Raw genomic sequence first — 25085 nt, 5'->3', positions numbered from 1 at the left:
AAAACATGATAATAACGTAAAAAAAGGGGGAGCCCATGATGGGTTCACCCCGTTTTATCATAGGATATGAGCCGGTTGCGGGACGTTACATACATAACCGGAAAGGAGGAACCCCCATGTTCAATCGCTTACGCTCTGACGGAATCAGTTGGATCATCTTAATCGGGACATTACTTATACTGCTGGAAGTCTCCTTTTACGATGGGGGGGTTCTTGTTTTTCTATCGATTGCGGCATTCTGCATTTATATTGGACGTAAGAAACTGCCGAGGACGTCGGGAAAAATCCTGCTGTGGTTCGGGATCATCAGCTTAGCGATCAATATTTTCAATACGGTCGCGTTTAAATTCCTGTTATTTGGCATTCTTCTCTTTATCATTGTACGTTTTGCCGATTCAAAGAAACATCCGAAGTACATCACGCCGTCCATCAAGGAAACGTTTACCCAAAGCCATGAACCGCTCATGATGAAAAGATCGGCTCTTCAGAATGAGTGGTTCGGTCCGAAGCGGACATCGGATGATGTGTACGAATGGAATGATATCAACATCCAGGGCGTCATCGGGGACTCGGTCATCGACATCGGGAATACGGTTCTACCAAAGGGTACTTCCGTTGTATCCATCCGGAATATACTGGGGAATATCGAGATTCTGATCCCCTATGATGTGGAAGTGAGCGTGCATCATTCAGTCCTGGCGGGCTCCATCGAGATTTTTGATGAAGTGGAGCCGAAAGCGATCAATCAGTCCCTCTACTATCAAACACCGGGATACGATGAGGCGGTCCAGCGGGTGAAGATCATCACCTCCATGTGGATCGGGGATCTTGAGGTGAAGAGAATATGAGTACGGTCAGTAAGCAGGTCGTTGCAGGTATCCTCTTTTCCCTTGTCATGGTGCTGTTTCTTTCCTTTTCCTTCTTTTATTTATATCCGCTACAGGATTGGTCCCTTTTATGGGAAGTGGAAATCATGGATATCCCTGGAGCGGGGTTTATTCTCGTTTTCAGTATTGTGATCGGGATTGGTTTCGGCATCCGGAGCGGCTTGAAGGATAAGCGGCAGCTGAGGGAAATGGAAGATGCCCTCCATCACGTGGAACAAGGACGCACGATCATCATCCCTGAAACAGCAACCTCCGAGGTTCAGCAGGTGTGGAAAAAGGTCGACGCCCTTGGGAAGCACCTCACCGATCAAGCCCGGTACTCCCAGAAGCTCGCCAATGAAAAAGCCGAGGAGCAGGAAAAAAGGATACAGGAAATCGTATCTCAGGAGCGGAATCGTTTCGCGAGGGAATTGCATGATTCGGTCAGTCAGCAGCTGTTCGCTGCATCGATGCTCATGTCGGCGATCACGGAGACACCCTCCCCGCACAGGACTTCTCATGAAGAGAAACAGCTGGGAATGGTGGAGCAGATGATCCATCAATCGCAGCTAGAGATGAGGGCGCTCCTCCTTCACCTTCGCCCGGTGGCGTTAAAAGGAAAGAATCTTCAAGAAGGAATGAAGGAGCTGTTGGTCGAATTAGCTCAGAAGGTGCCCCTTGATATCGAATGGAAAATCGAAGACATGAGCTTGGATAAAGGAATTGAAGATCATTTATTCCGGATTTTGCAGGAGTCGGTTTCGAACACACTTCGCCATGCCAAGGCCACTTCCCTCGACATCCGCCTCATTAAAAGGGAATCGATCATCATATTGAGGGTGGTGGACGATGGCCTCGGCTTTGATGTGAATGAATCGAAGGTGACGAGCTCGTATGGACTTCAGAATATGAGGGAACGGGCCATTGAAATCGGTGGGACGTTTAAAGTCGTCAGTGTGCCAAATAAGGGGACGCGCTTGGAAGTGAAGGTTCCCGTTGTAGAGAATGAAGGTGATAAAAATGATTAAAGTAGTATTTGTCGATGATCATGAAATGGTGAGGATCGGTGTATCATCTTATTTGTCGGCCCAGGCGGATATCGATGTCGTCGGGGAAGCGTCAGATGGGAAAGAAGGTGTACAACTGGCCCTTGAACTGCGGCCCGATATCATCCTGATGGACCTTGTGATGAAGGAAATGGATGGGATTCAGGCGACGAAAGAAATCATCCAGGAGTGGCCGGATGCGAAAATCATCATTGTGACAAGCTTCCTTGATGATGATAAGGTGTATCCTGCCCTTGAAGCGGGGGCCGTCAGTTATATGCTGAAAACATCCAAAGCAAGTGAAATTGCAGAAGCGGTTCGTAAAACCCATAACGGGCAGTCGATACTTGAACCCGAAGTGACGGGGAAGATGATGACACGGATGAGGCAGAAGACCGTTTCCCATCCCCATGAGGAATTGACGAACCGGGAGCTTGAAATCCTCCTTCTCATGACGCAGGGGAAAACGAATCAGGAAATCGCAGATGAATTATTCATCGCCCTGAAAACAGTGAAAACCCACGTGAGCAACATCCTGTCAAAGCTCGGGGTACAGGACCGGACCCAGGCTGTCATCTATGCCTTTAAACATGACCTCGCAAAATAATATAAGAAAAGTGACCCAAAATGAAAACTTTTGGGTCACTTTTTCGTATAGAAAGAAGAAGACAGGGAGCATCAAATGTAAATGGAATCATATGAATGGACATACGATGCTGTCTGTAAATAAGTGCAGGGAAATGACAAATATTTCATCTACTGAAGGAGGAATAATGTTAAAATAAGCGATATATTGTAAAAATTTGAAAAATAAGCAGTGGAGGGTCAGATTATGAACGTACAATTCAGTAAGCCAAAACGATTCGGTGAAATACTGGATCATACATTTCGACTGAGTAAGAACCATTTCAAAGATTTTTTCCTGATCGTTCTTGTATTATTGGGACCTGTCTATTTATTGCAGGCTCTCATTGATCTTGCGTCGGGAGTCAGTTTTTTTAGAACGACAGGATCAGGGGGAACCTGGTTCGAAGGAATCGTCAACAGCTTTTCAGGAGAATTTTCAACCGAGGAAGGGCCGGCAGTGAATGTCGGGGCGGAACTCGGTGCGGCACTGATTGGTCTGATCACGATGATTCTGTCACCGATTGCCCAGGCGGCGATCTTATTCACCCTGAATCATATGAGGAAAAATGAAGACTACTCGGTCAAGATGGTCATCAAAGAAGGATTCTCCCGTTTTTGGCCGATCATCGGAAGCAGTCTCCTATTTGGATTGATCGTGTTTGGATTCATCTTTGTCCCTATTTTCACAATCGGGATCGCAGGAGTGTTCAGCGCTGCCTTATTTGATACAGGTGTCGGGGTAATCATTACAATCATCGTCTTGTTCCTACTGATTGCGGCTGTAGTCGCTTATCTCTTGGCACGTTGGAGCTTCTACCTGGGAGCGGCAGCCATTGAGCATGACGCACCAGGACTTGGAAGAAGCTGGAGACTGACGAAAAAGCGCACATTCACCATCATCGGTTTGTATATTGTATTCGGCCTGATCCTCGGGATCGTCAATACCGCATTTGAATTGACGTTCGGCCTCGTGTTGGGGAATTCTGTTTTATATGGGATGATCCTCAACGTGGTGACGTTATTTACGACGATGCTGTTCGCTGTTGGTTTCGGAGTGATGTTCTTTGACCTGAAAACAAGACATGACGCGGATGATTTGAATAGTATGATCGATGACTACCATACAATTTAACAAAGGAAGTATCCAGTCTGGCCCGGGGTTCCGGGCTTTTGATCTGAAAGCTAGGTGAAGAAAGTGTTGAATGAAAACAGAGCAAGGGATCGACTCGAAGAAATCCTGGAAGAGGAAGAATACAAGGCCTATCTTCAGAACGATCAGGGCCTGCTGTCGGGCATATGGGAAAAGGCAAAGGAATGGATCCGGGATCTGCTCGGAAACATAGATCCTTCTCTTGAGCCGACAGGCGGGACGGCATCGGGGATCCTGATCACACTCATCGTCATCGTTGTGGGCATTCTTCTCATCCTGACATTCAATGCGGTGCGAAACGGGATGAGAAAGCGCAGGTTCCGATCGAACAAGCCCCTTCAATCCTTGAACGAGATGGAGTGGTCCTATACAAGGCATCTTGAGGAAGCCCGTAAGCAGGAAGAGCTGGGTGATTATTCGAAAGCCACCCGTCATATGTTCCTTGCACTGCTTCTGTACTTTCACGAAAGGGAGTATCTGGAGGCCCGCGTGTGGAAGACGAACTGGGAGTATTACGACGAACTGCGTAAAGTGAATCAAAGATGGGCGGATCGATTCTACCGGCTTGCCCTTTTATTCGACGAGGTTGCGTACGGTGAACGTGAAGTGGAGAAAGAGGAGTATCTTCACTATAAACAGGAAGCCCGCAGCTGGTTGGAAAACGGAGATTCATAGATGGACAGTGTAAGGGAAAGGAGGTAGGATCGGGCATTGAAGTTAACTATAAAAAGGTGGATCCCTTTGCTGGGTCTTCTTGGTGTTTTCATCGTGATCGGGGTCTTTCTTTCTCCGGAAAAGCTGAAGGAGTATCCGGCCTATGTATCGGAATCCCCCTCTCCAACAGGGATTAAGGCACTCTACACCTATTTGGAGGACAAAGGAGATTCCGTCCGTCGCTGGTCCCTTTCACCAGACCGGTTGTCCAAAAAAGAATCCGGCCAACTTCTGATCATGGCGGAGCCGTTTACAGTCCCGGATCAGAAAGAAATGGAAGAGTACGAGGATTTCATGAGGCGGGGCAATACCATCCTCCTTATGAAAGATAATCCAAAAGGGATGTTCGATATCAAGGCGAAAGGGATAGGGAACGATCCAGTGCTTCCTCTTGTGCGTGATGTGGAAGGAAATACATATAAAACCGATAGTTTATCAAGTGTCCGCCTTGAAGAAGGAGAAGGGGATACGGTCCTTCTGGATGATGTGGACGGAACCATCGCCTACAAAACGGACGTGGGTCAGGGTCAACTCATTGTTTCCACCAGCCCTGCCTGGATGACGAACGGCAGGATCCTGGAGAAGGATCATCTTTCTCTGATTCTTCTTTTGTTAAAAGAAGGTGGGGCGGGGGAGGGGACCATCCTGTTTGATGAATACCTCCACGGAGGAGAAAGCGGGGCATCCGTTGCGACTCTATACCCGCAATGGCTATTGCTCCTGCTTCTTCAATCAGCGATCTTCACTTTACTCGGGCTTTGGATGCAGGGGAAACGGTTCGGGGGAATCCTCACGCCACGGGAGGAAATGGTCCGGTTCAGCGATGAGCGAATCAAGGCCCTTTCAGCGTGGTACTTAAAAGGGAAACAGTACAAGGCTTCCCTTCTGATCCAGTCTGATTATGTCAGACTCCTGTTCCAGGAAAGGTGGGGAATCCCTGCGAGTAAAGAGTGGGTGGACTTGAAAGAACCGCTGGAACGGAGACTCCGCACCGTTTCCGAAAAGGAAATCGCCTCCTTTTTAATGGGGATAAAAGGTGTGCTGAATAAAGAGAGAATCAGTAAACAGGAATATGTCATGTGGTCGAAAAGGATAGAATTATTCAGGAAAGAGGTGGAGGATCGTTGAAACCAGAAATCACATCCTTAATGGAGATATTTGAAGAGCGCATCGTAGGACAGGGGACGAATCTTAAACTCTTGCTGTCTTCGATTCTCGCAGGAGGACATGTATTGATCGAAGGGGTCCCGGGCACCGGGAAGACTCAAATGGTCAAAACATTGTCACGTTTGCTTGGAGGAAGCTTTAACCGGATTCAATTCACCCCGGACCTGCTGCCGAGTGACATAACGGGAAGTACAATTTATAACATGAAGGACAACACTTTCCAAACGATCAAGGGACCGATTTTCACCAACGTCCTATTAGCCGATGAAATCAACCGGACACCGGCGAAGACACAGGCTGCACTCTTGGAAGCCATGGAAGAAAAGCAGGTAACGATCCAAGGATCGACGTACTCCCTTGAAGATGTATTCTTTGTTGTGGCAACCCAGAATCCGATTGAATTCGAAGGTACTTACCCGCTTCCCGAAGCTCAGCAGGACCGCTTCCTGTTCAAGCTCGATATCGATTTCCCTTCATTTGAAGAAGAGAAGTCGGTTTTAAAACAGGTGATTGAGAATCATGTTGACCGGAGTGAAGTGGGGGCGGTCCTCGACATTGAAACCTTCTTATCCATCAGGAAAGAAATCGAGGAGGTCACCCTGAGCGACGCGGTATTGGATTATATCATGCAAATCGTCAGGAAAACCCGGGAAACGGAGACGATCCGCTTCGGCGCAAGTACAAGGGCGGCCATTTCGATCGGGAAGGCAGGCAGGTCATGGGCCTATCTGTCAGGGCGGGACTATGTCACCCCTGATGATATCAAAATGGTGGCAAGACCTGCCCTCAGACATCGCATCCAGCTATCCCCGCACGTAGAATTGGAGGGACTGACCATTGACCAAGTCATCCAGGAGCTTATTGGGTCGATTACTGTTCCAAGATAAGGGAATCCTGCCGACTGGGCGGATGCTGATCGTGTACACATGCTTTTCAGTTATCCTTTTTGCAGGTACGCTGGTTGGGCTGTCATGGACATGGATCTTTATATTGAATGCTTTGTTTCTCGGTTTGAGTCTCATGGATTTAACGCTCTCTCCTTCAAAGAAGAATATTGAAGTAAAGAGGAGCATCCCTGAGCAAACGGAAAGAGGACTTGATTATAGGGTCGAATTAACGATCCATAATACATCGGACCGGGATATGTCGTACCGTCTCTTGGACGGGACACCACAAAATTTTCAAACCTCATTCCCACTTGAGGGGGAGCTTGCCGGTCATTCAACCGTAAAGCCCTCATATGATGTGGTAATCCCTGTACGGGGGGATTACCAGTTAACCAGGCTCTATTTTCGCTACCGTAGTTCACTGGGACTATGGGAGAAACAAAAAACCGTGGAAACGATGGATAAGGTGAAAGTCATTCCCGATCTTACTGAAACGAGAAAGGTACTCGAAGATGCCCAGCGGTTTTTACTGTATGAAGGGGTGAAAATCCGGAAGATGCAGAGTGGGGCAGGGGAGTTCTCGAAAATCAGGAATTACGTCGTCGGGGATGATCCAAGAAAGATCAATTGGCGACAAACGGCAAAGCTCAGAGAAGTGATGACGAATGAATACGAGCCTGAGCATGGAAAGTATATTACGATTCTCATTGACTGCGGACGGATGATGGGGGCGGAGCTTGAGAAAGGGAACCGGCTGGAGAGGTCCCTTGAAGCCGCCATGACCGTTACGGCGGCTGCCCTGCAGAACGGGGACTATGTTTCGGTCCTCGCCTTCAGTAAAAATGTGAAGGTGTATATCCCGCCTGCCAAAGGGATGGCGCATCTCCAGACCATCCTCCACCGCATTTATAATCTCGAGGTGGACGCGGCAGAATCGAATTATGCCGCCGTCCTCCATTACGTCCAGACCGTCCAGAAGAAACGGAGTCTGCTGTTATTATTCAGCGATATCCACACATTTCTCCATGAAGATAATGCTCTATATTATCTGCAGAGACTGCGCAGACAGCATCTCTTTTTAATGATCGGGATAGAAGATGACATGTTGGTGAAAAGAATCAAGTCGGAGCCCGTTGACGATATACAGGCGATGATGAAGAGTATGGCCCAGAAACAGATGCTCGTCAAAAAGAGGGAGAAAACCAAGTGGGAAAAACAGGGCCTCCTGATGGTGGAGGCCCGTGAAGAGAAACTGGCAACGACGGCCGTTTCGTACTATATAGATATGATGAATCGCGGATTAGTGTAGCCTGCTGAGTCGGAGCTTACCAATGGCCATATAGAGGATCAGTCCGGCAACGGTCAACAAAGCGACCATGTACTTCGCAGGAAGCGAGATCGCGGCCGGTGTGATAAAGCCTTCTATGAGCCCGGCGATGACAAATAGCGGGATCGTACCAAGGAGGAGTTGGACGGAGCGTTTCGCCTGCTCCTTCAGTTGATATCCCCGCGTGAAACGTCCGGGTACGAAAAGCTTATAACCCATCAATAATCCCGCACCGCCGGCAATGAAAATGGCCGTAAGCTCAATCATGCCGTGGGGGACGATATACGCCCAGAATTCGTAGCTCATTCCCTGATGCCAGAAGACGGCGGCGAGGGCACCGACAATGATGCCATTGTATACCAGCATATACATCGTCAATAAGCCGAATGTGACCCCGCCTGCAAAAGCAAGGAAGGCCACTTTGATATTATTGGTCATGATGGCAGCCGACATGATGGAAGAATTCACCTCCCCGTCACTTTTCCCCAGATTACCGGGGTCCACTCCCTGAGACATTTCAGGGGGGAGGATGGAATAAAGGTGAAGGGGATCATTCACGACGGAAAGAAAGGCACCCAGGGCCCCGATCGTAAACAAGACCATTGCCAGGACCACGAATTTCCATTGATCGAGAAGGAGACCGATAAACGTCGTGGAGAAAAAATGCCGGATTTGCTTTCCGCTCGTGATCTGATCTTTATAAAAGAGATTGTGAGATTTCGACACGAGTCCATTTAAATAACCCGTCACTTCTTCTTCCGGGAAATAGGTCTGGCTGTACGACAAATTCTGGGCAGCCTTTTGATAGAGTCGATTGAACTGATCAATGGACGTTCCCGTCAAATTCTTTCTTTTTCTCAACGTTCCGAGGAGATCCTCAAGAGCCTTCCAATCCTCCCGGTGCTGTTTGACAAATTGCTTCACTTTCATTGTGACACCTACTCGTTCATTGGATTTCTTATCTCTTATTATAGTAAGTTTAGAAAAAAATAGAAACTATTAAAGGTAAATTCAACCAAAAGGAGGGGATGGATATGCATGAAGAACAGGTCGATATCCTGACGCCCGAATATGTATCCCTGAAATTTCAGCCGGCGGGCCTGGGAAGCCGTGCCGCTGCCCTTATTATCGATCAAATCATCTTGACCATCATTAACATTTTGATTGTCGTGCTCCTGTTTTTCGCCCTTGCAGACGATAATCAGAAACTAAATATGTTTGATTTTAATTCAGTTCTCCTGGGGTTCTTCTTGATCACCATCTTCGTCATTAATTGGGGATATTTCTTCGCTCTGGAATACTTCTGGGGAGGGAAAACCGTTGGCAAACGGATGTTGGGCATACGTGTGATACAGGAAAATGGCCACAGTGTCACACTCTTATCCTGCTTCATCCGTAATCTGATGAGGATCATCGACATGCTCCCGGTCTCCTATTTTCTAGGGATGATCATGATCTTCCTTCACTCCAAGCATAAACGGCTGGGTGACATCGTGGCAGGAACCATCGTCGTGCATGAACGGCGGGTAAAAGGGAAGAAGAAAGAGAAGGCCATCGAAAAAGAAATCCGGGAACGTGGTCTTAGACAAGAGGATCTGTCAGTTGAAGAGTGGACGTTGAAGCAGCTCGGTACAAAAGAGTGGAATCTGGTCAGGACGTACGCGAACCGGTTCCTGCAATTGCCCCTTGCAAAGCGGAATCATTTAAGCAAAAAATTGGCCGATATCCTGTTCCCGAAACTTGGAATCGATATGGATGGGATGACCTATGAAGAACTTGAAAACACCCTTCTTCTTCTGTACCTGGTAATGAGGGAGGATTGGGAAATTGAATTGTAAACAGCAGAGTCTGAAGAGGACTTTGCTGTTTTTTTGTGGGTTATTATACCTATATAAGATTCTCTCCGATTTACTAAAGGTTTTTCTTCATATAGACCAAATCTATTAGTAAATAAAGTAAGACTACTAGGAATATAGTTATGTAAGTTTACACTGAATCTACAAAATTTACAAAATGGTTAGAAAAATCATGTCCATTCTCCCTTACATTACAAAATGCGACAAAATATACTTGTACTGTAATCATTTTAATATCTTTGTATTCTGAAAGGGGAAAGGGCATGAGGACGAAAAAGGTATCACTATCAATCGTGAGTATCCTGTTTTTACTGACGGGAGGATTCATTCAACCAGAGGGTGGAAATAAGAGCGTAGAAGCGGCCACTCAGACAGCCGTCATCAATGAAGTGGCATGGATGGGGACGACAGGTTCCTACAACAATGAATGGATGGAACTCCACAACCCAACTTCAACGGATCTCTCCCTTGATGGTTGGACACTTGAAGCCTTGGACGGTTCACCAAGCATTCAATTAAGCGGAACCGTTGCAGCACAGGATTATTTTTTGCTGGAAAGAACGAGCGACAGCACGATCTCAACCGTTACAGCTGATCAAGTATATACAGGAAGCCTTGGGAATTCCAATGAAACCCTGTATTTGAAAGATGCATCGGGTACCATCATCGATGAAGTAAACGGATGGTATGCAGGAGACAATTCGACGAAAGCGACGATGTCGAGGATCGATCCCTCCGTCAGTGGAACCGTATCAACGAATTGGAGTACGGCAACCACTTCATACGAAGGTGGATTCGGGACACCTAAAGCGGCTAATGCGTCAACACCGGCGGGTAACGGGAGTGAGTCCCTTACGAACGTGAGTGAAGAGCTTGGTGCTATCAATGTCTACTTCAATAAAAGCGCCTCTACTCAATACGCCATGCCGGGTAATGAAGCAAACTACAATGTCAATCTCGAGGATCGATTATTGAAGCGGCTGAATGCTGCGGAAACATCCATCGATTTCGCCACGTATGAAATTAATTTGCCACGTGTTGTCGAGACGTTAATGGAGAAAGCCGCTCAAGGGGTGGATGTCAGGATTCTGGCAGACGCAAAGGACGGAAGTGATCCCCACTACGCAGAACGATATGAGACGATGCGACTAAACTTGGAAAAGCTTGTCCGGGGGAAGGATGGAGTAGTCGGGACAGGGGACGACGCCCATATTTTATCGGATTCTCCCATGTTTGTCGTAGAAGATGCAACGAAGCGTGGGGCTTATGGTTTACCAGCAAGCTTCAATGATTTCCCGCAGCGCAATGTGACAGTCGGAAGCACGGCGACCACAGGCTATATGTTTGTTGAAGGGGAACTGAAAGACACGGACAGCTATTATTCTCCTGGAAACCAGATGCACAACAAATTTGCTGTAATCGATGGGCAGTGGGTCTTCACCGGCAGCTGGAACTTTACCGTAACAGGACTTTACGGGACGGAAGAAAATATGGAGCAAGGAATTCTTGATGGAAATCAGCAGCATGTCGTAGAGGTCCATTCACCTGAGCTTGCTTCGATTTATAAAACAGAATTTGAAGAAATGTGGGGAAGCGGAACAACGACGCCGGATAATACAGTTTCAAACTTCAGTACCCGTAAAATCGATAATACGCCTCATACCTTGACGATCGGCGGCGATACAGTCGAAATTTATTTCTCTTCCGGGGATGACGCTGTTGGACGCATGAGGGAACTCGTGAAAACAGAAGCAGACGAAAATGCGTACTTCACCATTTTCGCCTGGAGCGATCAGGCATTGGTGGACGAATTGAAGAACAAGTGGGAAGGAAGCTATGCGGATAATCAGGGGACGCTGACTGGCTTTGACGTAAAAGGCGTATTCGATCCAAGCTTCTGGAATCAATGGTGGTCTGCGAGCATTGAAATGACGGGAAGAACGGCTACCCAAACGAGTACGAATAACCCGAATATACGCTGGGCGAATCCTGCACCTGTTTACGCAGCCAATGAAAGCCGCAAGCTTCATGCCAAAACGATGCTCATCGATGCGGACACAAACAGTGATCCAACAGTCATTGTGGGGTCGACCAACTGGAGTGAAAACGGAAATAATGTAAATGATGAAAATATGCTCATCATCCATGACGAAAGCATCACGAATCAATTCCTGCAGGAGTTCAATGCAAGATACGAGAATGCTGGCGGAATGCTTCAATAAATATGAAAAAAGGATGGTTCTCATTTCGAGAACCATCTTTTTTACTTGATCATTCCATCCCGGGAGCCTTCTGAATTTCAAAGATAAGGACAATTGCAGTGATTGCATGGGCAATCAGTCGGATTATCGGGAAGAAGTTCAGGAAGGAAGCAAGGATCCCAAGGAGACTTCCAAGGATAGGTTGATCTTCCGACCTGGAAATGTACAATACGCTCGCATGCCACAGAGCTATTAAACAGAGAAGAAAAGGAATCGATTCTCCGGCGATATTGCCAAAGATGGGGACAGCCAGGAATAATTCAATTGAAAAGGACAGCCATTTTATACGTGAAAGCACGGACACACACCTCCTTATTTCAGTGTATGAGGGGGAGTGTGGTATGTGCTTGTTTGAGTGAAGAATTATACCACAAAAAACCACCGTCCAGATCAAGGACGGTGGACGTTATGATTATGCCAGGACTTTCTCCACAACTTTATGCTCATTCTCATTCAATAAGTTTTTTCCGATGGTTTCATGCACCTTTTTATTCATGCTCTCTTCCAATACAGCGGCTTCTTCCTTATCCCCGACGAGGATGATTCGTTCCCATTTGTCATCGGCTGCTTTTTTGTCGAGGATACTGCCGAGACTTTTCCACCAACGCTGTTGATTGGCTTTCAAGCGGTTTTCGTATTCCTCCTGCTGGTTGGCTTTTCCACCGCCGCTGCCCATGCTGACATCTGCATGGTGGGGTCCTTCGTGCCTGCGCCAGTCATCGGTTTCCAAATCGAATTCCATGAACTCGCTGGACTGGATTTCCCCGAATGCGGAAGTGAGGACTTTGATTTGATTTTGTTGAAGAAGCACAAGACCCGTATAAGGATGCTCTTTATGAAGAGCCTTCAATTGGTCAAGATGAGGATTCTCCTCCCAGTAGAAATTCGTTTCCACAGGCACCTGAAGTTCGAACGTTTCCCAGATCCCGCTATCTGCTGAAGCGAAAATGATGAAACTCCGTGGCAGCCCCCGTTCCAGACTATGCACGTAGTTCTCTACTTTCGGTCGGATGGTTTGAAGCCTTTCTTTTTCTTCCGGTGCGCTTTCAAGATATTCTTCCAGTCGATTGAACCCATTCTTAAGTGCAATCTTCCACTCCCCACCCTGCTGGTCAGGATCGCTCCGATCGGTATTTAAGTAGATTGTCAATAACTTGTCCGGCTTCTGTAAGTATAAGTTTTCCAACACACTGATGGTTTTCCTTAAAGACATGGAACTCCTCCTTATTGAATCGTTACTTTTCATATAAACGGTGAAGGAGGGGTTTAAACATTATTTTGTAAAAAAAGGGAATTTAATCGAGACCAGCAGGTAAAAAGCTGCAATGTTCCCCCTGTCCATTTTTTCTCCAAGAAATCAGATAAATCATGTTTTATGTTCTTTACACCGGGTAAATATGTACTAAATAACAATCGACGGGAGAGAAAAAACATGAGCTATATTAACCAGGGAAGAGAGCGCATTCAATTTGATCGAAAAGGGAAGACAAAGGATTTACATATACTGGAGTGTACGCGTTGTTCGAATGAGTTCCGTTCGACGATGAATGTAAATCAGATAGAGTGCTCGAATTGCTCTACAAAGACCAATCCCAAAATGGACCTGTCCCTCTTTAAAGTCATCGGTTTTATTGAAAATCTTCAAGGGAGTGAAGTCCGTTGCTAAACAAAGATAAAATGGTAGATTTGAAAATGGATTTTAACGATATTCTTTGGATGAGTTCCGGTGTTGCAATTATACTATTATTAATCGCGTTGGCGAATTTCTTTATCATTTCTTAAGTGTTTCATATACCGTTTATGAAAAAGTCCTGAAGCGCAGGGCTTTTTTTTCGTTGGGAAAATGTATCATAATAAAAAGCCTGGCTTAAGGCCAGGCTTTTCGTTCTGTTATCCCTTATAGTTTTCATCATACTCCAGATAGACAACATGTGTTTCAAGGTATTCGTTGAGTCCGTGTTTCCCGTCTGCTCCACCGATTCCGGATTGACCACGGCCGGCATGGAATCCATTGATGGCTTCGAAGTTTTCACGGTTGACGAAGGTTTCCCCGTATCGAAGCTCGTTTGCGGCTCTCATGATCTCATGCAGGTTCTCGCTGAAAATCGAAGAGGAAAGACCATATTCCGTGTCGTTGGCAAGCTCAATCACTTCATCAAAATCCTTGTACGTCATGATCGGCAGTACCGGTCCAAAGATTTCTTCCTGGATGATGTCCATTTCCTGCTTCACATCGACAAGGATGGTAGGTTCATAGTAGAAGCCTTTTTCCACGTTGACCGGTTTTCCGCCCGTAAGGACTCTGGCTCCGTTTTCAACAGCGGTGTTGACCATTTCCGTCACGGTCTCGAGGCGGTCTTTATTCACAAGGGGACCGATCTCATTATCAAGGTTTGTTGGATCCCCGACCATTGTGTTTTTCATGGCTTCGGTCATTTTACGGATGAATTCTTCTGCCACATCTTCATGAACATAGACGCGTTCCGCGTTCGTACACGCCTGACCGGAGTTTGTGATCCTCGATGTCTTGATCTTTTCAACGGCTAAATCAATATTGGCATGCTTCGTGACGATGGCCGGTGCTTTCCCGCCAAGTTCCAGATTCACTTTTGTGATGGACTTGGATGCTGCTTCCATCACTTTTGAACCTGCCGGATAACTTCCGGTCATGGACACCATGCGCACTTTAGGATGGCTGGACATTGGGTTCCAGATATCCGAGCCTTTTCCTGTCACAAGATTGAACACACCTTTGGGCAGCCCCACTTCATCTACTATCTTAGCAAACTCACAAGCGGTATTTGGTGTATACTGACTAGGTTTCAGGACAATTGTACATCCTGTCACGAGTGCAGGTGCGACTTTTCTGGCCAGGATGAACATCGGGAAGTTCCAAGGTACGATCCCTGATACAACTCCGATTGGTTTCTTATACACCAGTATGTTCTCGTTCGAACGCTCACTCTCAAGGATCTCTCCTTCGTACCGCAGCGCCCAGCCCGCCATGTAGCGGAAATACTCGATGGCCAGGTCGACTTCTCCTTCGGAAGCTGCAAGGGTCTTTCCGTTTTCATCTGTCAGCATCTGAACGAATTGATCCCGGCGTTCCTCCAGCTTATCAGCGATTTTATATAAATATGAAGCCCGTTCCTTGGAAGGAACCTTGCTCCACGAAAGGAAAGCCGTATGGGCAGCATCCACTGCGTGGTTCACATCGTCTTCCGTACCAAGCGGAATAGATGAAATCGTCTCCTCATTCGCGGGATTAATCACATCCCACGTCTCTTTCGACATACTATCAACAAACTCACCATTCACATACATCTGGTACTTCTCCACTATACTTCCTCCTTCAAGAACTGTTTTCTCACATATCTCTTTCTTTTCCCGTCCGATGGGGAGGAGTAAACATAGGGATGTGCAAAAGAAGAGGGACGGACACCCATCACACGTACCTGAATGTTGTTGTATCAGGGTTTAGGGTGTGAATATGGAGGTCCGTCCCTATGAGTTATTCTTCTTTGTTCTCATCGTAGGTTTTGTCTATTTCTTGCTTGGTTTCGCTGTAAGTGGATTCTATTTGGTTGAGTTTTGTTTTGAAGTCTTTTTCTAGTTCATCTACCATATCAACAAAATAGTCTTCCATTTTTTTTAGTGTGATCTGAAAGGCTTCGTCACTCAAATCATGCTCATTTCTTGCTTTGATTAATAGTTGATTAACCGTGTTTTTATAATCGATCAATCTTAAATTGGTCGTATTCTTTAGATCAATCAACTCAAGATTGTCTTGGTTTTTTTGCTTAATAGCATCAATGGTTTGTTGATTCCTCCAACTAATCCACTGAAGGAGTGCTTTATTAGATCTATTAAATTCGTTGACGAGATCTTGTCGGTTATTGGCTTGTATGTAGCGGCCGTTTGAGTCAGCGGCGATTTTCTCCAGTTGTTTTCTTTGATCAGCTTTCACTGAGAAACCGATCACATTAATGATGGGCTTTATATTTGTACCAGCTAATTCTTTTGCGACGGAGGAAGGGTCACCGTCACACGTTTCTTCACCATCCGAAACGATGTAGATAACATTAGTATTTGTTTTGCTATCGAATTTCTCCAAAGATTTTCCAGCTTTCTCAAGAGAGTCTGCGATGGGAGTCCACCCCTTTGGTTTGGCTTGAGATAGAGCAGATGAAAATTCATCTTTGTTATATTCCTGAAGTGGATAGACTTCTTTGATACTCTGACATGACCTTTCTTTATCTTCATTACTGCTTGATCCTTCAAATCCATAAATAGTAAGAGATACATTGGTGTTTTCGGGAAGGTTTGCAACAAAATCATTTATGGCGTCTTTGGCGATATCCATTTGGCTTTGACCATCTTGTACGGCTTTCATGGACCCGGATGCATCAAGAATAATGGAGACATTAAGATTCTCCTTAATTTCCTGTCCATTTAATTTCAATCCGCTGCCTGTATTTAAGTCTTCAAGGGTAATTGCTCCTCTTGGTTGGAAAGTGGAGAGCCCTGGAAGTCTCGGGTGAATGGATTTAAATAGTAGGTTATTGATGTTGGCTGCTTTTGACTGGTCATTAGATGCCTTTTTATCAATAAGGACCATCTCTTTATAAAGTTGTTCTTTTTGCGATTGTGAGAGATCCTTTTCTTTATCCCACCACTTTCCTGGAAGGGATTCTTCAGCTTCCTGTAAAGAAGAAGGAAATGAAAAAGAATCTTCTGTGAGTTGATAGGATTGTGGCCATTCATTAGAGATGCTGTCTTCATTTTCTGTTGTCTCATGTTGTTTTGATGTTTTTGGTTCGCTCTTTTCTTTGGGCGTATTGGAGGTTTCTTCTCCTTGACTTCCACAGGCTGTAAGAAGTACTAACAATAAAGAAATCACTCCAAGTCTCCAAATCTTCATGAATCATTCCTCCTGCTATCAGTTTCATACTTTCCTATCATACTTGAGGAGAATGGGTGAGTAAATAAATATGGGATAAAATGGTAGGTTGTAACTATAGAAAGAGGGACGGACACCCATCACACGTACCTGAATGTTGTTGTATCAGGGTTTAGGGTGTGAAAATGGAGGTCCGTCCCTCAAAATGGTTATTTACTTGGGTCTGCGATTTTGACGAGTTGTTTGCCGATGTTTTTTCCTTGGAAGAGTCCGAGGAAGGCGTCGGTTACGTTGTCGAGGCCTTCTGTGATTGTTTCTTCGTATTGCAGCTTTCCTTGTGAAAGCCACTGGCCAAGCTCTGTTGCGCCTTCTTTGAAGCGGTCGCTGTAGTCGTTGACGACAAAGCCCTTCATGAGTGCGCTTGATTTGATCAATTTCGTTTGAACACGCGGTCCAAGGTCTCGATCTGTCTTATTATAAGAAGAAATCGCGCCGCATACTGGTACACGTGCATGTTTATTTAGTAAACTAAGGGCAGCGTCACCGATCTCACCACCGACATTTTCAAAGTACACGTCGATGCCGTTTGGACATGCTTCTTTTAACGTTTTATAAATATTGTCCGTCGTTTTATAGTTGATTCCTTCGTCAAATCCGAGGGTATCGGTCAGGTAGCTGACTTTTTCATCTGATCCTGCAATCCCCACAACACGGGCACCTTTGATCTTGGCGATTTGTCCAACCACTGATCCCACTGCACCTGCAGCTCCGGATACGACAACGGTTTCGCCTTCTTTCGGCTGGCCGATATCCATAAGTCCGAAATATGCCGTCAACCCAGTCATCCCTAGGATGCTTAAATGTGTAGAAATCGGGGCGACATCCGGATCGATGGAGCGGACCTCATTCTCATTGGCAAGGGAATACTCCTGCCATGGAAGCATACCGACGACGAAATCCCCTTTTTGGAAATGGTCAGACTCTGACTCCACGATTTCTCCAACGGCACCGCCGGCCAGCGCTTCGTTTAATTGGAAAGGAGCAACGTAGGACTTGGCATCAGACATTCTGCCACGCATATAAGGATCTACGGAAAGGTACAACGTCTTCACCAATACTTCCCCTTTAGATGGAGTTGGCACGTCGATTTCCTTGTACAGGAAGTCTTCTTTGACTGGCATTCCTTCAGGGCGGGACACTAATTGAATTTGTTTCTGTATTTCAGGCAGCATAACAATTCCTCCTTGAAATTTGACTATAATCATTTTTTCCGATTAATTGAAACTTATCACAATAAGTTTAGATTCTACAAAGAATAACACTTGAGAAAGGTGTGATAAATGTGGGGCATCTATGGGATGCAGAAATAGCCGTCACCACTTGTCAGGCAAAAAAGCTGATCGAGTCCCAGTTTCCGGATTTGATCCCTGCTGACATCAAGATCATGGATTATGGTTTTGACAATACGGTCATGAACGTAAACATCGATTGGGTTTTCCGGTTCCCAAGAAGGGATATCGCTGTAAGGCTTTTGGAAACGGAAGGAAAGCTATTACCACTCCTTGTAGAAAGCGGAGCGGGTATTCAGATTCCGGTTCCGGTTTATTACGGAAAGCCTTCGTCTCAGTACAAGTGGCCATTTCTCGGTTATCGTTTTGTGGATGGGACCATCCCGTCTCGGGCAGCCTCTGTCGTGAGAGAGGGAGAGTCTGCCATTTCCTTGGCACGGTTTCTTAAAAAGCTTCACGGAACGAGTGTAGCGGAAGCAGGAAAGCGGGGGGTTCCTTATGACGAGATGAAACGGTTGGATGTTGAAAAGCGTAAGTCCGTCTTAAGGGAAAACTTGAATGAAATCAAGAAGCTGAACCTTTTACAACAAGCGGGAGAATTGGAGGAGTATCTTCAACACTTACCAAAGAAGTCTTTGCTACAAGAGACAACTCTCGTACATGGGGATCTTCACTTTAAAAATATCGTGGTGAACAAAGAGGGGATATTATCAGGGATCATCGATTGGGGAGATGTCCATCTTGGTCACCGTGCCATTGATTTAAACCTAATCTACAGCTTTCTCACTCCTAAAGGAAGGATCCAATTTTTAAAAGAGTATGGAGAGGTTGGGAAGGTAGAACTGGACTACGCCCGATTCAAAGCGGTTTATACGAATGTGGTGTTACTTCTTTACGGCTACCATGAGAGGCAGCCCCATACAGTCGTGGAAGCTCAGAAAAGCCTGGAGCTTGCCCTGACATAAAAAAAGCCGGGTTGACTCCTCCGTCAACCCGGCTTTGCTGCTTACTTCACGTTCTTTTGAATATATTTCACGATTTTACGCAGCTCATTGGCATGGGGACGACCGAATGGACTCGTTTGTCGCTGTTGATACATAGCTTGTCCTTTTTCGTTCACAAGGAAATAGGCCGGTTCTCCATGCTGTCCGTGATCTTCATAGGGAGCATCTTCTCCATGATAAAAGACATCATAGGCTTTGATCGCCTCCAATTTTTCATCGGCTAATATAGGGAAAGTGAGATCTTCTTTGTTCGCGAATTCCTGTAAATCTGCCATCTTATCACTTGAAATTGCCAGTAAATGAACATTTTCTTTTTCGAAGTATTCTTTGTTCGCTTGAAGCTCCCTTAATTCTTCCTGACATACCGGACACCATGATCCGCGGAAGAACACGATGAGATGCCAGCTTTGGTGTTCCTTCTGATGATCCTCAAACGAGAAAGTTTCACCAGAAACTGCGGGGAGCGTGAAATTTGGTACCTTATCTTTTAATTGAAAAGCCATTATTCATTCCTCCTAAGTTGTTTTTGTCAAATAGGCGTTAGGACAAACCCGACCTCTTCAAATTTCATACAGTATAGTATTGTAAATATCTTTCATAAGGTGTATTTCCCTTTTGGTGAGAAATAAAACGTACCAATGTGCAGATCATGAATGGAGAGGAAGAATACGATGAGAAATAATGGCAGCCCGAAACTATGTATTTTCCCTGAATACAAGTGGTGCGGTCCTGGATGCAGTGGACCGGGGGCACCCGTCAATTCTGTGGACGCCGCCTGCAAAGCCCATGACCTTTGCTACGACCGGTATGGCCCGACATGTGAGTGTGATCGGATGTTCATGAAGAAACTGGAGGGTGAAATCAATCCCCATACACGAAAAGGGCGGCATGCTTTTCTTTTCTATCAATACATGCAGCTGCAGACGAGGGTGAAGTGCCAGGGGAATCGATGTGGGAGGGGCCGGTGCAGGGGGTCTTGGATATAATATGTAAGAAGGTCCGTCGCGCTCACTGGACCTTCTTTTCTTTTTGGAAGAAACTCAATTATTTTAGGTTCAGGGTATAGAAATACACCGTTTCCTCTTTTACATAACCATTCTTCTCATACAATGCCTGAGCCTGAACATTGTCCAGGTCAGTTTCCAAAATAACTGATTTTGCATTGGTTTGAACCGCATGTTCCTTCGCAGCGTCTAATAGCATCTGTCCGGCACCCAGTCTGCGAGCTTTTTGGGAAACATAAAGGTCATTCAGCTTCCAGATCCGTTCCATATAAACGGAGGAGAAAGAAGGGTACAGCTGGGTGAATCCTGCATATTCTTCATCGTGAATGGCGACAAAGACCACAGATTCATCATGTGATAGGCGTTTTTCAAGATACTGCCTCGCTCCAAGGAGATCCGACTTCTGATGATAAAACATGCGATAATCATTAAAAAGTTCCACAAGGCCTTCCAAGTCTGAAAGGCGAGCACGAAATACCTTCATCCAATTCCTCCTTCCATTCACTATTTTATGAAGAATGGGGAAGAACATGACGGTGAGGTTCAATATGAAATGGAAAGGAGTAGTGGCAAGGGGAAAAGAACAGCCTATACGGAATGGAAAAACCAGCCTGCAAAAAATGCAGGCTGGAAACTCAAATTAAAACGGTTTGATAGACATTAAGATAATAAGAATAATAGCGGCACTATGTATAATGATGTTGTAAGGTTTTAATTCTGAGTTGATTTTTCCGTAAGATTCAGGGACATCTTCACCTTCATGGCTGTGGATGATTTCGGCCATCTGCTTTACTTTTTTCGGCATGATACCGGCAACGATGAACTGGACACCGACGTAAATCACGATGGAAGCAATGTACCAGCCGGTTTTAAATAGATACGGGTTGATGATACCCATAATCAGACCGGTGATAAGTAGGACAATACTGCCCACTTTTGCAAAGGTCTCGATCTTTTTGCTGAGATCTAAAGAGAATTTTGCCTGATGTGACGTTTCTGGTGTTCTCATCACGACAGGCATTGAGAAGCTTGCGCCAAGGCCGGCGACCGCTGCAATAATATGGACAAGAACCAATAAACCGTAAATTGACATGTTATTCACCTCCATATTAGGTAATTTTGAACAGATTTCATTTTATAGTAAAATAGTACCTGTTTCCAGATTTTTTTTGAAAAAGGGGGAGAAAAAAGTATGAGTGAGAAAGATGAAATCAGGCATAAAGTATGGAATGCGCTGACAGAAAAGAAGTTGGGCGGGTTTCCATTTCCATTAACGGGAAGGATCCCGAATTTCAAAGGGGCTGAAAAAGCGGCATCATTCGTTCAGAGCATGGATATCTATAAGACTGCCAGTGTGGTGAAAGTGAATCCCGATGCCCCGCAGCTTCCACTCCGGGCAGCGATCCTCAAGGACGGTAAAACGCTGCTTATTCCCACACCGAGGTTGAAGGATGGGTTTGTCATGATCAAGCCTGATTCTGTTCCACGGGGAGAGGAAAGAAAAGCAGCGAGCATCAAGCATATGAATACATACGGGAAAGTGGTGCCTTTGACAGATATTCCAGGTATTGACCTCATCGTGGTGGGTTCCGTTGCCATTCATCCCGATGGAAGAAGACTCGGAAAAGGAGAGGGATACGCTGACCGGGAATATGCCATCCTGAGGGAAATCGGAAACAAACCGGTGCCGGTCATTACGACGATAAACAGTGAACAATTGGTAGGGGACGACATTCCAAGAGATTCCTATGATCTTGCAGTCGACTGGATCATCACCGAAGAAGGAATCAAGGAAACCAACACCCCCTATCCAAAACCACAAGGCATCCAATGGGAACACGTAACCGGAGACGAAATGGAAAACATGCCGATCCTCAAAGAATTGAAGGGATTCAGAAGAGGGACGGACCTCTGATTTGAATTCGAAAATGTTGACGTGACAGTGTTTATTGCCTGCTAGCTGCCGATTTTCCAGGTCCGTCCCTCCACAAGGGATATAAAAAAACCATGAAAGCGAATTAGCTTCCATGGTTTTTTAGAAAGTTATGCTTGTCAGGCCAGACCAAGCCGCCTCCGCCTTTCTTAGTACCCTTCTACTACAAGATCCAGTTTCCCTGTTTCAGGGCTGATGACAAGTCCGTGAACGGGGATGTTTTTGTCCATCAATGGATGGTTCTTGATCATGTCGACGCTGTGGGCGACGCTTTCCTGTACGGAGCTGAAGCCTTTCAGCCAGTCGTGCAGGTCGATTCCGGAGTAGTTGACGGTATCGAGTGTTTCTTCCGAAATGCCGCGTTCCTTCATTTTATCAAGGATACTGTCGCTGTTGATGGCGCTCATGCCGCAGTCGTGGTGACCGATGACAATAACTTCATCCGCCTGCAGTTCGTAGACTGCCACAAGCAGGCTGCGCATGATGCTTCCGAATGGGTGGCTTACGATGGCGCCTGCATTTTTGACGACTTTTACATCTCCGTTTTTGATGTTCATGGATTTAGGGAGCAGCTCTACTAAACGAGTGTCCATACAGGTAAGAATCACTAAGCGTTTGTCCGGAAACTTGGTGGTCCGGTATTCTTCATACGATTGTTCTTCTACAAATTGCTGGTTGTAATCAAGTATGTTCGTTAATAAAGTCATATCGTCTCTCCTATTACAAATGGTTATTTCACATTCTCTTGAATGTGATGTTCAATCTCTTTTATTTTATCCATAATTTCTTGCCGATTCCAATCAGATGTATTGGAAAGCTTTAAAAATAGAGAAGAAACTTTCGCCAGTGCTTCGGTGAGATTCGGTTCTTTCCTTGAATAAGCGGATTTACCCATCATATCAAACAAGCCGTTCATCTGCTCTGATACTTTTTTGTATTGAAGATCCTTGGCAATCAGGACGACATGGTAATACTGCTGAACTTCTGAGAACTGGAAGGAGATATCGAATAGTTCAAACGTATCGTTTTTCTTTACATTCAGCTCCATTTCGCCTTTTGGATGTTTGTGGATGATCCGGGCAAACTTTGGTGAACTTTCTTCTTCCACGATGCTCATGAAGTTTTCGCCGGGCATCAAGAAATTATAGCCGGTATTTGAAGCATCTATTAAGTTAAACTGCCTATCCAGCAATAGATATGGAATAGGGCATAAGTGTAAATTTTCCACATGATCACTCCTTAGAGAAAGGTTCCGGACGTCACTCTTGCGTCTCGTAAATCAAGACGAATGGTACGAATACCAGAACCTCTTATTATCGGCTGCATGTGATTAAGGAGTTAGCCCTTCAAGTAAACAAGCCCGTTGGACATTTCGTTGAGATACTCATTGAGTTCCAACAAGTCATGAAAGCTTGTCACCTTTGATTTTTCCAAGAAATCAAGAGAGTAGTGGGAGACGAGTCTGCCACCGACGAGGATGTCCATCTGCTGATGATGCACCCTGATTTCTTCAATGCACTCTTTTAATCGGGTCAGTTCCGTCGTCATGCCAATAGATATTCCAATGGCATGGGGTTTCCAGGCGCTAATGAAGGTTAACGCATCTTTGACAGGGACGTCGGCGCCCAAGTAACGGGTATTCCATTGCTTTTCCTTGAATACTTCGTTCGCAAGCTCCAGTCCCAAACTGTGATGCTCACCCTCAATGCAAAATAAAAGAGCTTTAGGTTGGTTTTCTAAAGCTTCTTGATGGGTAAAAACAGTAGCAAGTAAATATTTAAGGGTTGCAGTGGCTAAATGTTCATCTGCAACGGTTATTTGATTTTTCTCCCAAAGGTCACCAATTCTATACATGGATGGTTTAATGATTTTCTCGTAAAAAGTGAAATTATCCATCTTTGAATGAATGGAAGACGAGTGCAGTTCCAGTAATGAATGCACGTCTCCTGCGAGAATAGACTTGGTGAAAGCCTTGACCAGCTGATTCATTTCTAATCACTCCCAGCAAAAATACCAATTACTATATTAAATAGATAGAATCGAAATTCCTGCTGCAAATTTCAATCTATAATAGGATTGACTTTCCCAAAATTCTTATTTAATATAACCTCTGTAACACTAATTATCGCTCAAGTACCTGAGAGAGGTTCATAGCATTAACCCTCTATAAAAAACTATGGTTCTATGAATCTAGCATGAGATTATCTTAAACATGTTATCCTTTTAGCATAACAGGATATAACAATTTTTTCAATTTACCTGCCTGTTATGTCGATTCTTAGGCTAATGCTATGTCCTCCTTCATTCGAGGCACTCTGAAGGGGAGGATTTTTACATGTCAGGAAGAAAAGACGAAGATTTAACAGATTTATCATTATTAGGGAATCAAGGGACAAATTACTTATTCGAGTATGCTCCACACATCTTGGAAGCATTCGACAATAAGCATCCGAACCGGGATTATTTTGTGAAATTCAACTGTCCTGAATTCACAAGTCTCTGTCCGAAAACAGGCCAGCCGGATTTTGCTACCATCTATATCAGCTACATCCCTGGTGAAAAGATGGTGGAAAGTAAATCTCTCAAGCTCTATCTGTTCAGCTTCCGTAATCACGGTGATTTCCATGAAGACTGTATGAACATCATTATGAACGATCTTATCGAATTGATGGATCCACGTTATATCGAAGTATGGGGGAAATTCACCCCGCGTGGAGGGATCAGCATCGATCCATACTGCAACTATGGGAAGCCAGGTACGAAATATGAGACGATGGCAGACCACCGCCTGATGAACCATGATTTGTATCCGGAGAAAATTGATAATCGATAAAGTGTAAGAACGATTCCTGAAAAGGGATCGTTTTTTTGCGTTTGTTACAGTGTCTTTGAAGGGAGCTTATTTTTAATAAGCTGAAATCTGCCCCTTACCCAGAAAAAAAGTCTGTAAACCTGATCCTTGTCCTCATCACATCTGCAAACCCTTTCAATTTTCACAATTATTAAACCTTATTTTTTTAGCCGGATTCCCTTTACAAGGGGGCTTCATGGGCT

At 45.2% G+C, this 25085-nt stretch carries 27 protein-coding genes; 15 read left to right on the top strand and 12 right to left on the bottom strand.

Going from position 1 to position 25085, the window contains the following annotated elements; genetic code table 11:
* Window positions 1-116: 116 nt before the first annotated feature.
* The 8 genes from liaF (at window position 117) to ATG71_RS01745 (ending at window position 7766) form a co-directional block, all read left to right on the top strand.
* The gene (gene liaF, locus ATG71_RS01780) at window positions 117-848 is read left to right on the top strand and encodes a cell wall-active antibiotics response protein LiaF (RefSeq protein ID WP_098441692.1); all 732 of its coding nucleotides are present in this window, start codon (window positions 117-119) and stop codon (window positions 846-848) included.
* The gene (locus ATG71_RS01775; protein ID WP_098438198.1) at window positions 845-1894 is read left to right on the top strand and encodes a sensor histidine kinase; all 1050 of its coding nucleotides are present in this window, start codon (window positions 845-847) and stop codon (window positions 1892-1894) included. Before liaF ends, ATG71_RS01775 begins: the two co-directional genes overlap by 4 nt.
* The gene (locus ATG71_RS01770) at window positions 1887-2519 is read left to right on the top strand and encodes a response regulator transcription factor (RefSeq protein WP_098351162.1); all 633 of its coding nucleotides are present in this window, start codon (window positions 1887-1889) and stop codon (window positions 2517-2519) included. Before ATG71_RS01775 ends, ATG71_RS01770 begins: the two co-directional genes overlap by 8 nt.
* 225 nt (window positions 2520-2744) lie before the next feature.
* On the top strand, window positions 2745-3671 hold the full coding sequence (locus ATG71_RS01765; protein ID WP_098438196.1) for a hypothetical protein: 927 nt from the start codon (window positions 2745-2747) through the stop codon (window positions 3669-3671).
* Window positions 3672-3734: 63 nt separating this feature from the next.
* The gene (locus ATG71_RS01760; RefSeq protein WP_098438193.1) at window positions 3735-4364 is read left to right on the top strand and encodes a DUF4129 domain-containing protein; all 630 of its coding nucleotides are present in this window, start codon (window positions 3735-3737) and stop codon (window positions 4362-4364) included.
* Window positions 4365-4400: 36 nt separating this feature from the next.
* Window positions 4401-5531, top strand: a complete 1131-nt coding sequence (locus ATG71_RS01755) for a DUF4350 domain-containing protein (RefSeq protein ID WP_098438190.1) — start codon at window positions 4401-4403, stop codon at window positions 5529-5531.
* The gene (locus tag ATG71_RS01750; protein WP_098438187.1) at window positions 5528-6457 is read left to right on the top strand and encodes an AAA family ATPase; all 930 of its coding nucleotides are present in this window, start codon (window positions 5528-5530) and stop codon (window positions 6455-6457) included. The genes ATG71_RS01755 and ATG71_RS01750 overlap by 4 nt, the downstream gene beginning before the upstream one ends.
* A complete protein-coding gene (locus tag ATG71_RS01745; protein WP_286162886.1) occupies window positions 6408-7766 on the top strand; it encodes a DUF58 domain-containing protein in 1359 nt (452 codons plus the stop codon). Before ATG71_RS01750 ends, ATG71_RS01745 begins: the two co-directional genes overlap by 50 nt.
* Here ATG71_RS01745 and ATG71_RS01740 read toward each other — a convergent pair.
* On the bottom strand, window positions 7758-8714 hold the full coding sequence (locus tag ATG71_RS01740; protein WP_098438184.1) for a stage II sporulation protein M: 957 nt from the start codon (window positions 8712-8714) through the stop codon (window positions 7758-7760). The two genes, ATG71_RS01745 and ATG71_RS01740, sit on opposite strands and share 9 nt — an antisense overlap.
* A 104-nt stretch (window positions 8715-8818) precedes the next feature.
* On the opposite strand from ATG71_RS01740, the gene ATG71_RS01735 reads away from it, so the two are divergent.
* Both ATG71_RS01735 and ATG71_RS01730 read left to right on the top strand, forming a co-directional pair.
* Complete coding sequence (locus ATG71_RS01735; RefSeq protein ID WP_098438181.1) at window positions 8819-9622, top strand: RDD family protein; 804 nt, start codon at window positions 8819-8821, stop codon at window positions 9620-9622.
* A gap of 281 nt (window positions 9623-9903) precedes the next feature.
* The gene (locus ATG71_RS01730) at window positions 9904-11862 is read left to right on the top strand and encodes a phospholipase D-like domain-containing protein (RefSeq protein WP_098438178.1); all 1959 of its coding nucleotides are present in this window, start codon (window positions 9904-9906) and stop codon (window positions 11860-11862) included.
* 49 nt (window positions 11863-11911) lie between these two features.
* Here the strand turns inward: ATG71_RS01730 and ATG71_RS01725 are convergent, their stop codons facing one another.
* Entirely contained in the window at window positions 11912-12199 is a 288-nt protein-coding gene (locus ATG71_RS01725) for a hypothetical protein (protein WP_079530780.1), read from the bottom strand.
* Between the two features lie 114 nt (window positions 12200-12313).
* Window positions 12314-13114: a VLRF1 family aeRF1-type release factor gene (locus ATG71_RS01720; protein ID WP_098438176.1), complete on the bottom strand. Its 801-nt coding sequence runs from the start codon at window positions 13112-13114 to the stop codon at window positions 12314-12316.
* A 219-nt stretch (window positions 13115-13333) separates the two neighbouring features.
* On the opposite strand from ATG71_RS01720, the gene ATG71_RS01715 reads away from it, so the two are divergent.
* A complete protein-coding gene (locus tag ATG71_RS01715; RefSeq protein WP_098438173.1) occupies window positions 13334-13567 on the top strand; it encodes a hypothetical protein in 234 nt (77 codons plus the stop codon).
* A gap of 224 nt (window positions 13568-13791) precedes the next feature.
* On the opposite strand, the gene aldA is transcribed toward ATG71_RS01715, so the two are convergent.
* The 3 genes from aldA to ATG71_RS01700 all read right to left on the bottom strand — a co-directional run bounded on the left by aldA (window position 13792) and on the right by ATG71_RS01700 (window position 18030).
* On the bottom strand, window positions 13792-15240 hold the full coding sequence (gene aldA, locus ATG71_RS01710; RefSeq protein ID WP_098438170.1) for an aldehyde dehydrogenase: 1449 nt from the start codon (window positions 15238-15240) through the stop codon (window positions 13792-13794).
* 172 nt (window positions 15241-15412) lie between these two features.
* A complete protein-coding gene (locus ATG71_RS01705; protein ID WP_098438168.1) occupies window positions 15413-16822 on the bottom strand; it encodes a VWA domain-containing protein in 1410 nt (469 codons plus the stop codon).
* Window positions 16823-17010: 188 nt separating this feature from the next.
* Window positions 17011-18030: an NADP-dependent oxidoreductase gene (locus ATG71_RS01700; RefSeq protein WP_098441690.1), complete on the bottom strand. Its 1020-nt coding sequence runs from the start codon at window positions 18028-18030 to the stop codon at window positions 17011-17013.
* 113 nt (window positions 18031-18143) lie between these two features.
* On the opposite strand from ATG71_RS01700, the gene ATG71_RS01695 reads away from it, so the two are divergent.
* Window positions 18144-19055 carry a phosphotransferase gene (locus ATG71_RS01695; protein ID WP_098438165.1) on the top strand — a complete coding sequence of 304 codons (912 nt, stop codon included), beginning with the start codon at window positions 18144-18146 and terminating at the stop codon, window positions 19053-19055.
* 41 nt (window positions 19056-19096) lie between these two features.
* Here the strand turns inward: ATG71_RS01695 and ATG71_RS01690 are convergent, their stop codons facing one another.
* Window positions 19097-19600, bottom strand: coding sequence for a peroxiredoxin family protein (locus ATG71_RS01690; protein WP_098438163.1), 504 nt, complete (start codon window positions 19598-19600; stop codon window positions 19097-19099).
* Window positions 19601-19765: 165 nt separating this feature from the next.
* Here ATG71_RS01690 and ATG71_RS01685 point away from each other — a divergent pair, with 165 nt between their 5' ends.
* Window positions 19766-20080: a phospholipase gene (locus tag ATG71_RS01685; protein WP_098438160.1), complete on the top strand. Its 315-nt coding sequence runs from the start codon at window positions 19766-19768 to the stop codon at window positions 20078-20080.
* Window positions 20081-20138: 58 nt separating this feature from the next.
* Here ATG71_RS01685 and ATG71_RS01680 read toward each other — a convergent pair whose 3' ends face one another.
* A complete protein-coding gene (locus tag ATG71_RS01680) occupies window positions 20139-20582 on the bottom strand; it encodes a GNAT family N-acetyltransferase (protein ID WP_098438158.1) in 444 nt (147 codons plus the stop codon).
* A 156-nt stretch (window positions 20583-20738) separates the two neighbouring features.
* The gene (locus ATG71_RS01675) at window positions 20739-21191 is read right to left on the bottom strand and encodes a DUF2269 family protein (RefSeq protein ID WP_098438155.1); all 453 of its coding nucleotides are present in this window, start codon (window positions 21189-21191) and stop codon (window positions 20739-20741) included.
* 99 nt (window positions 21192-21290) lie between these two features.
* Here ATG71_RS01675 and ATG71_RS01670 point away from each other — a divergent pair, with 99 nt between their 5' ends.
* Window positions 21291-22013, top strand: a complete 723-nt coding sequence (locus ATG71_RS01670; RefSeq protein WP_098438152.1) for a 5-formyltetrahydrofolate cyclo-ligase — start codon at window positions 21291-21293, stop codon at window positions 22011-22013.
* Between the two features lie 167 nt (window positions 22014-22180).
* Here ATG71_RS01670 and ATG71_RS01665 read toward each other — a convergent pair whose 3' ends face one another.
* The 3 genes from ATG71_RS01665 to ATG71_RS01655 all read right to left on the bottom strand — a co-directional run bounded on the left by ATG71_RS01665 (window position 22181) and on the right by ATG71_RS01655 (window position 24020).
* On the bottom strand, window positions 22181-22738 hold the full coding sequence (locus ATG71_RS01665) for a beta-class carbonic anhydrase (protein ID WP_098438149.1): 558 nt from the start codon (window positions 22736-22738) through the stop codon (window positions 22181-22183).
* Between the two features lie 23 nt (window positions 22739-22761).
* Window positions 22762-23259, bottom strand: a complete 498-nt coding sequence (locus ATG71_RS01660; RefSeq protein ID WP_098438147.1) for a hypothetical protein — start codon at window positions 23257-23259, stop codon at window positions 22762-22764.
* A 110-nt stretch (window positions 23260-23369) separates the two neighbouring features.
* Window positions 23370-24020, bottom strand: a complete 651-nt coding sequence (locus ATG71_RS01655; protein ID WP_098438144.1) for a cobalamin B12-binding domain-containing protein — start codon at window positions 24018-24020, stop codon at window positions 23370-23372.
* Window positions 24021-24366: 346 nt separating this feature from the next.
* Here ATG71_RS01655 and queF point away from each other — a divergent pair, with 346 nt between their 5' ends.
* Window positions 24367-24864 carry a preQ(1) synthase gene (queF, locus tag ATG71_RS01650; RefSeq protein ID WP_034761195.1) on the top strand — a complete coding sequence of 166 codons (498 nt, stop codon included), beginning with the start codon at window positions 24367-24369 and terminating at the stop codon, window positions 24862-24864.
* Window positions 24865-25085: the final 221 nt, after the last annotated feature.

Origin of the sequence: Bacillus sp. es.034 (assembly GCF_002563655.1) — a bacterium.
Lineage (GTDB): Bacteria > Bacillota > Bacilli > Bacillales > Bacillaceae_B > Rossellomorea.
The sequence above is the reverse complement of the archived record's forward strand: the minus strand, read 5'-3'. Positions and strand labels throughout refer to the sequence as shown.

Excerpts from the sequence above, each read along its gene's own strand:
- ATG71_RS01730 (WP_098438178.1), top strand. The coding sequence starts at position 9,904 with ATGAGGACGAAAAAGGTATCACTATCAATCGTGAGTATCCTGTTTTTA.
- ATG71_RS01715 (WP_098438173.1), top strand. The coding sequence starts at position 13,334 with ATGAGCTATATTAACCAGGGAAGAGAGCGCATTCAATTTGATCGAAAA.
- ATG71_RS01670 (WP_098438152.1), top strand. The coding sequence starts at position 21,291 with ATGAGTGAGAAAGATGAAATCAGGCATAAAGTATGGAATGCGCTGACA.
- ATG71_RS01765 (WP_098438196.1), top strand. The coding sequence starts at position 2,745 with ATGAACGTACAATTCAGTAAGCCAAAACGATTCGGTGAAATACTGGAT.
- ATG71_RS01740 (WP_098438184.1), bottom strand. The coding sequence starts at position 8,714 with ATGAAAGTGAAGCAATTTGTCAAACAGCACCGGGAGGATTGGAAGGCT.
- ATG71_RS01680 (WP_098438158.1), bottom strand. The coding sequence starts at position 20,582 with ATGAAGGTATTTCGTGCTCGCCTTTCAGACTTGGAAGGCCTTGTGGAA.
- queF (WP_034761195.1), top strand. The coding sequence starts at position 24,367 with ATGTCAGGAAGAAAAGACGAAGATTTAACAGATTTATCATTATTAGGG.
- liaF (WP_098441692.1), top strand. The coding sequence starts at position 117 with ATGTTCAATCGCTTACGCTCTGACGGAATCAGTTGGATCATCTTAATC.
- ATG71_RS01705 (WP_098438168.1), bottom strand. The coding sequence starts at position 16,822 with ATGAAGATTTGGAGACTTGGAGTGATTTCTTTATTGTTAGTACTTCTT.
- ATG71_RS01770 (WP_098351162.1), top strand. The coding sequence starts at position 1,887 with ATGATTAAAGTAGTATTTGTCGATGATCATGAAATGGTGAGGATCGGT.
- ATG71_RS01735 (WP_098438181.1), top strand. The coding sequence starts at position 8,819 with ATGCATGAAGAACAGGTCGATATCCTGACGCCCGAATATGTATCCCTG.
- ATG71_RS01685 (WP_098438160.1), top strand. The coding sequence starts at position 19,766 with ATGAGAAATAATGGCAGCCCGAAACTATGTATTTTCCCTGAATACAAG.
- ATG71_RS01775 (WP_098438198.1), top strand. The coding sequence starts at position 845 with ATGAGTACGGTCAGTAAGCAGGTCGTTGCAGGTATCCTCTTTTCCCTT.
- ATG71_RS01720 (WP_098438176.1), bottom strand. The coding sequence starts at position 13,114 with ATGTCTTTAAGGAAAACCATCAGTGTGTTGGAAAACTTATACTTACAG.
- ATG71_RS01655 (WP_098438144.1), bottom strand. The coding sequence starts at position 24,020 with ATGAATCAGCTGGTCAAGGCTTTCACCAAGTCTATTCTCGCAGGAGAC.
- ATG71_RS01675 (WP_098438155.1), bottom strand. The coding sequence starts at position 21,191 with ATGTCAATTTACGGTTTATTGGTTCTTGTCCATATTATTGCAGCGGTC.
- ATG71_RS01665 (WP_098438149.1), bottom strand. The coding sequence starts at position 22,738 with ATGACTTTATTAACGAACATACTTGATTACAACCAGCAATTTGTAGAA.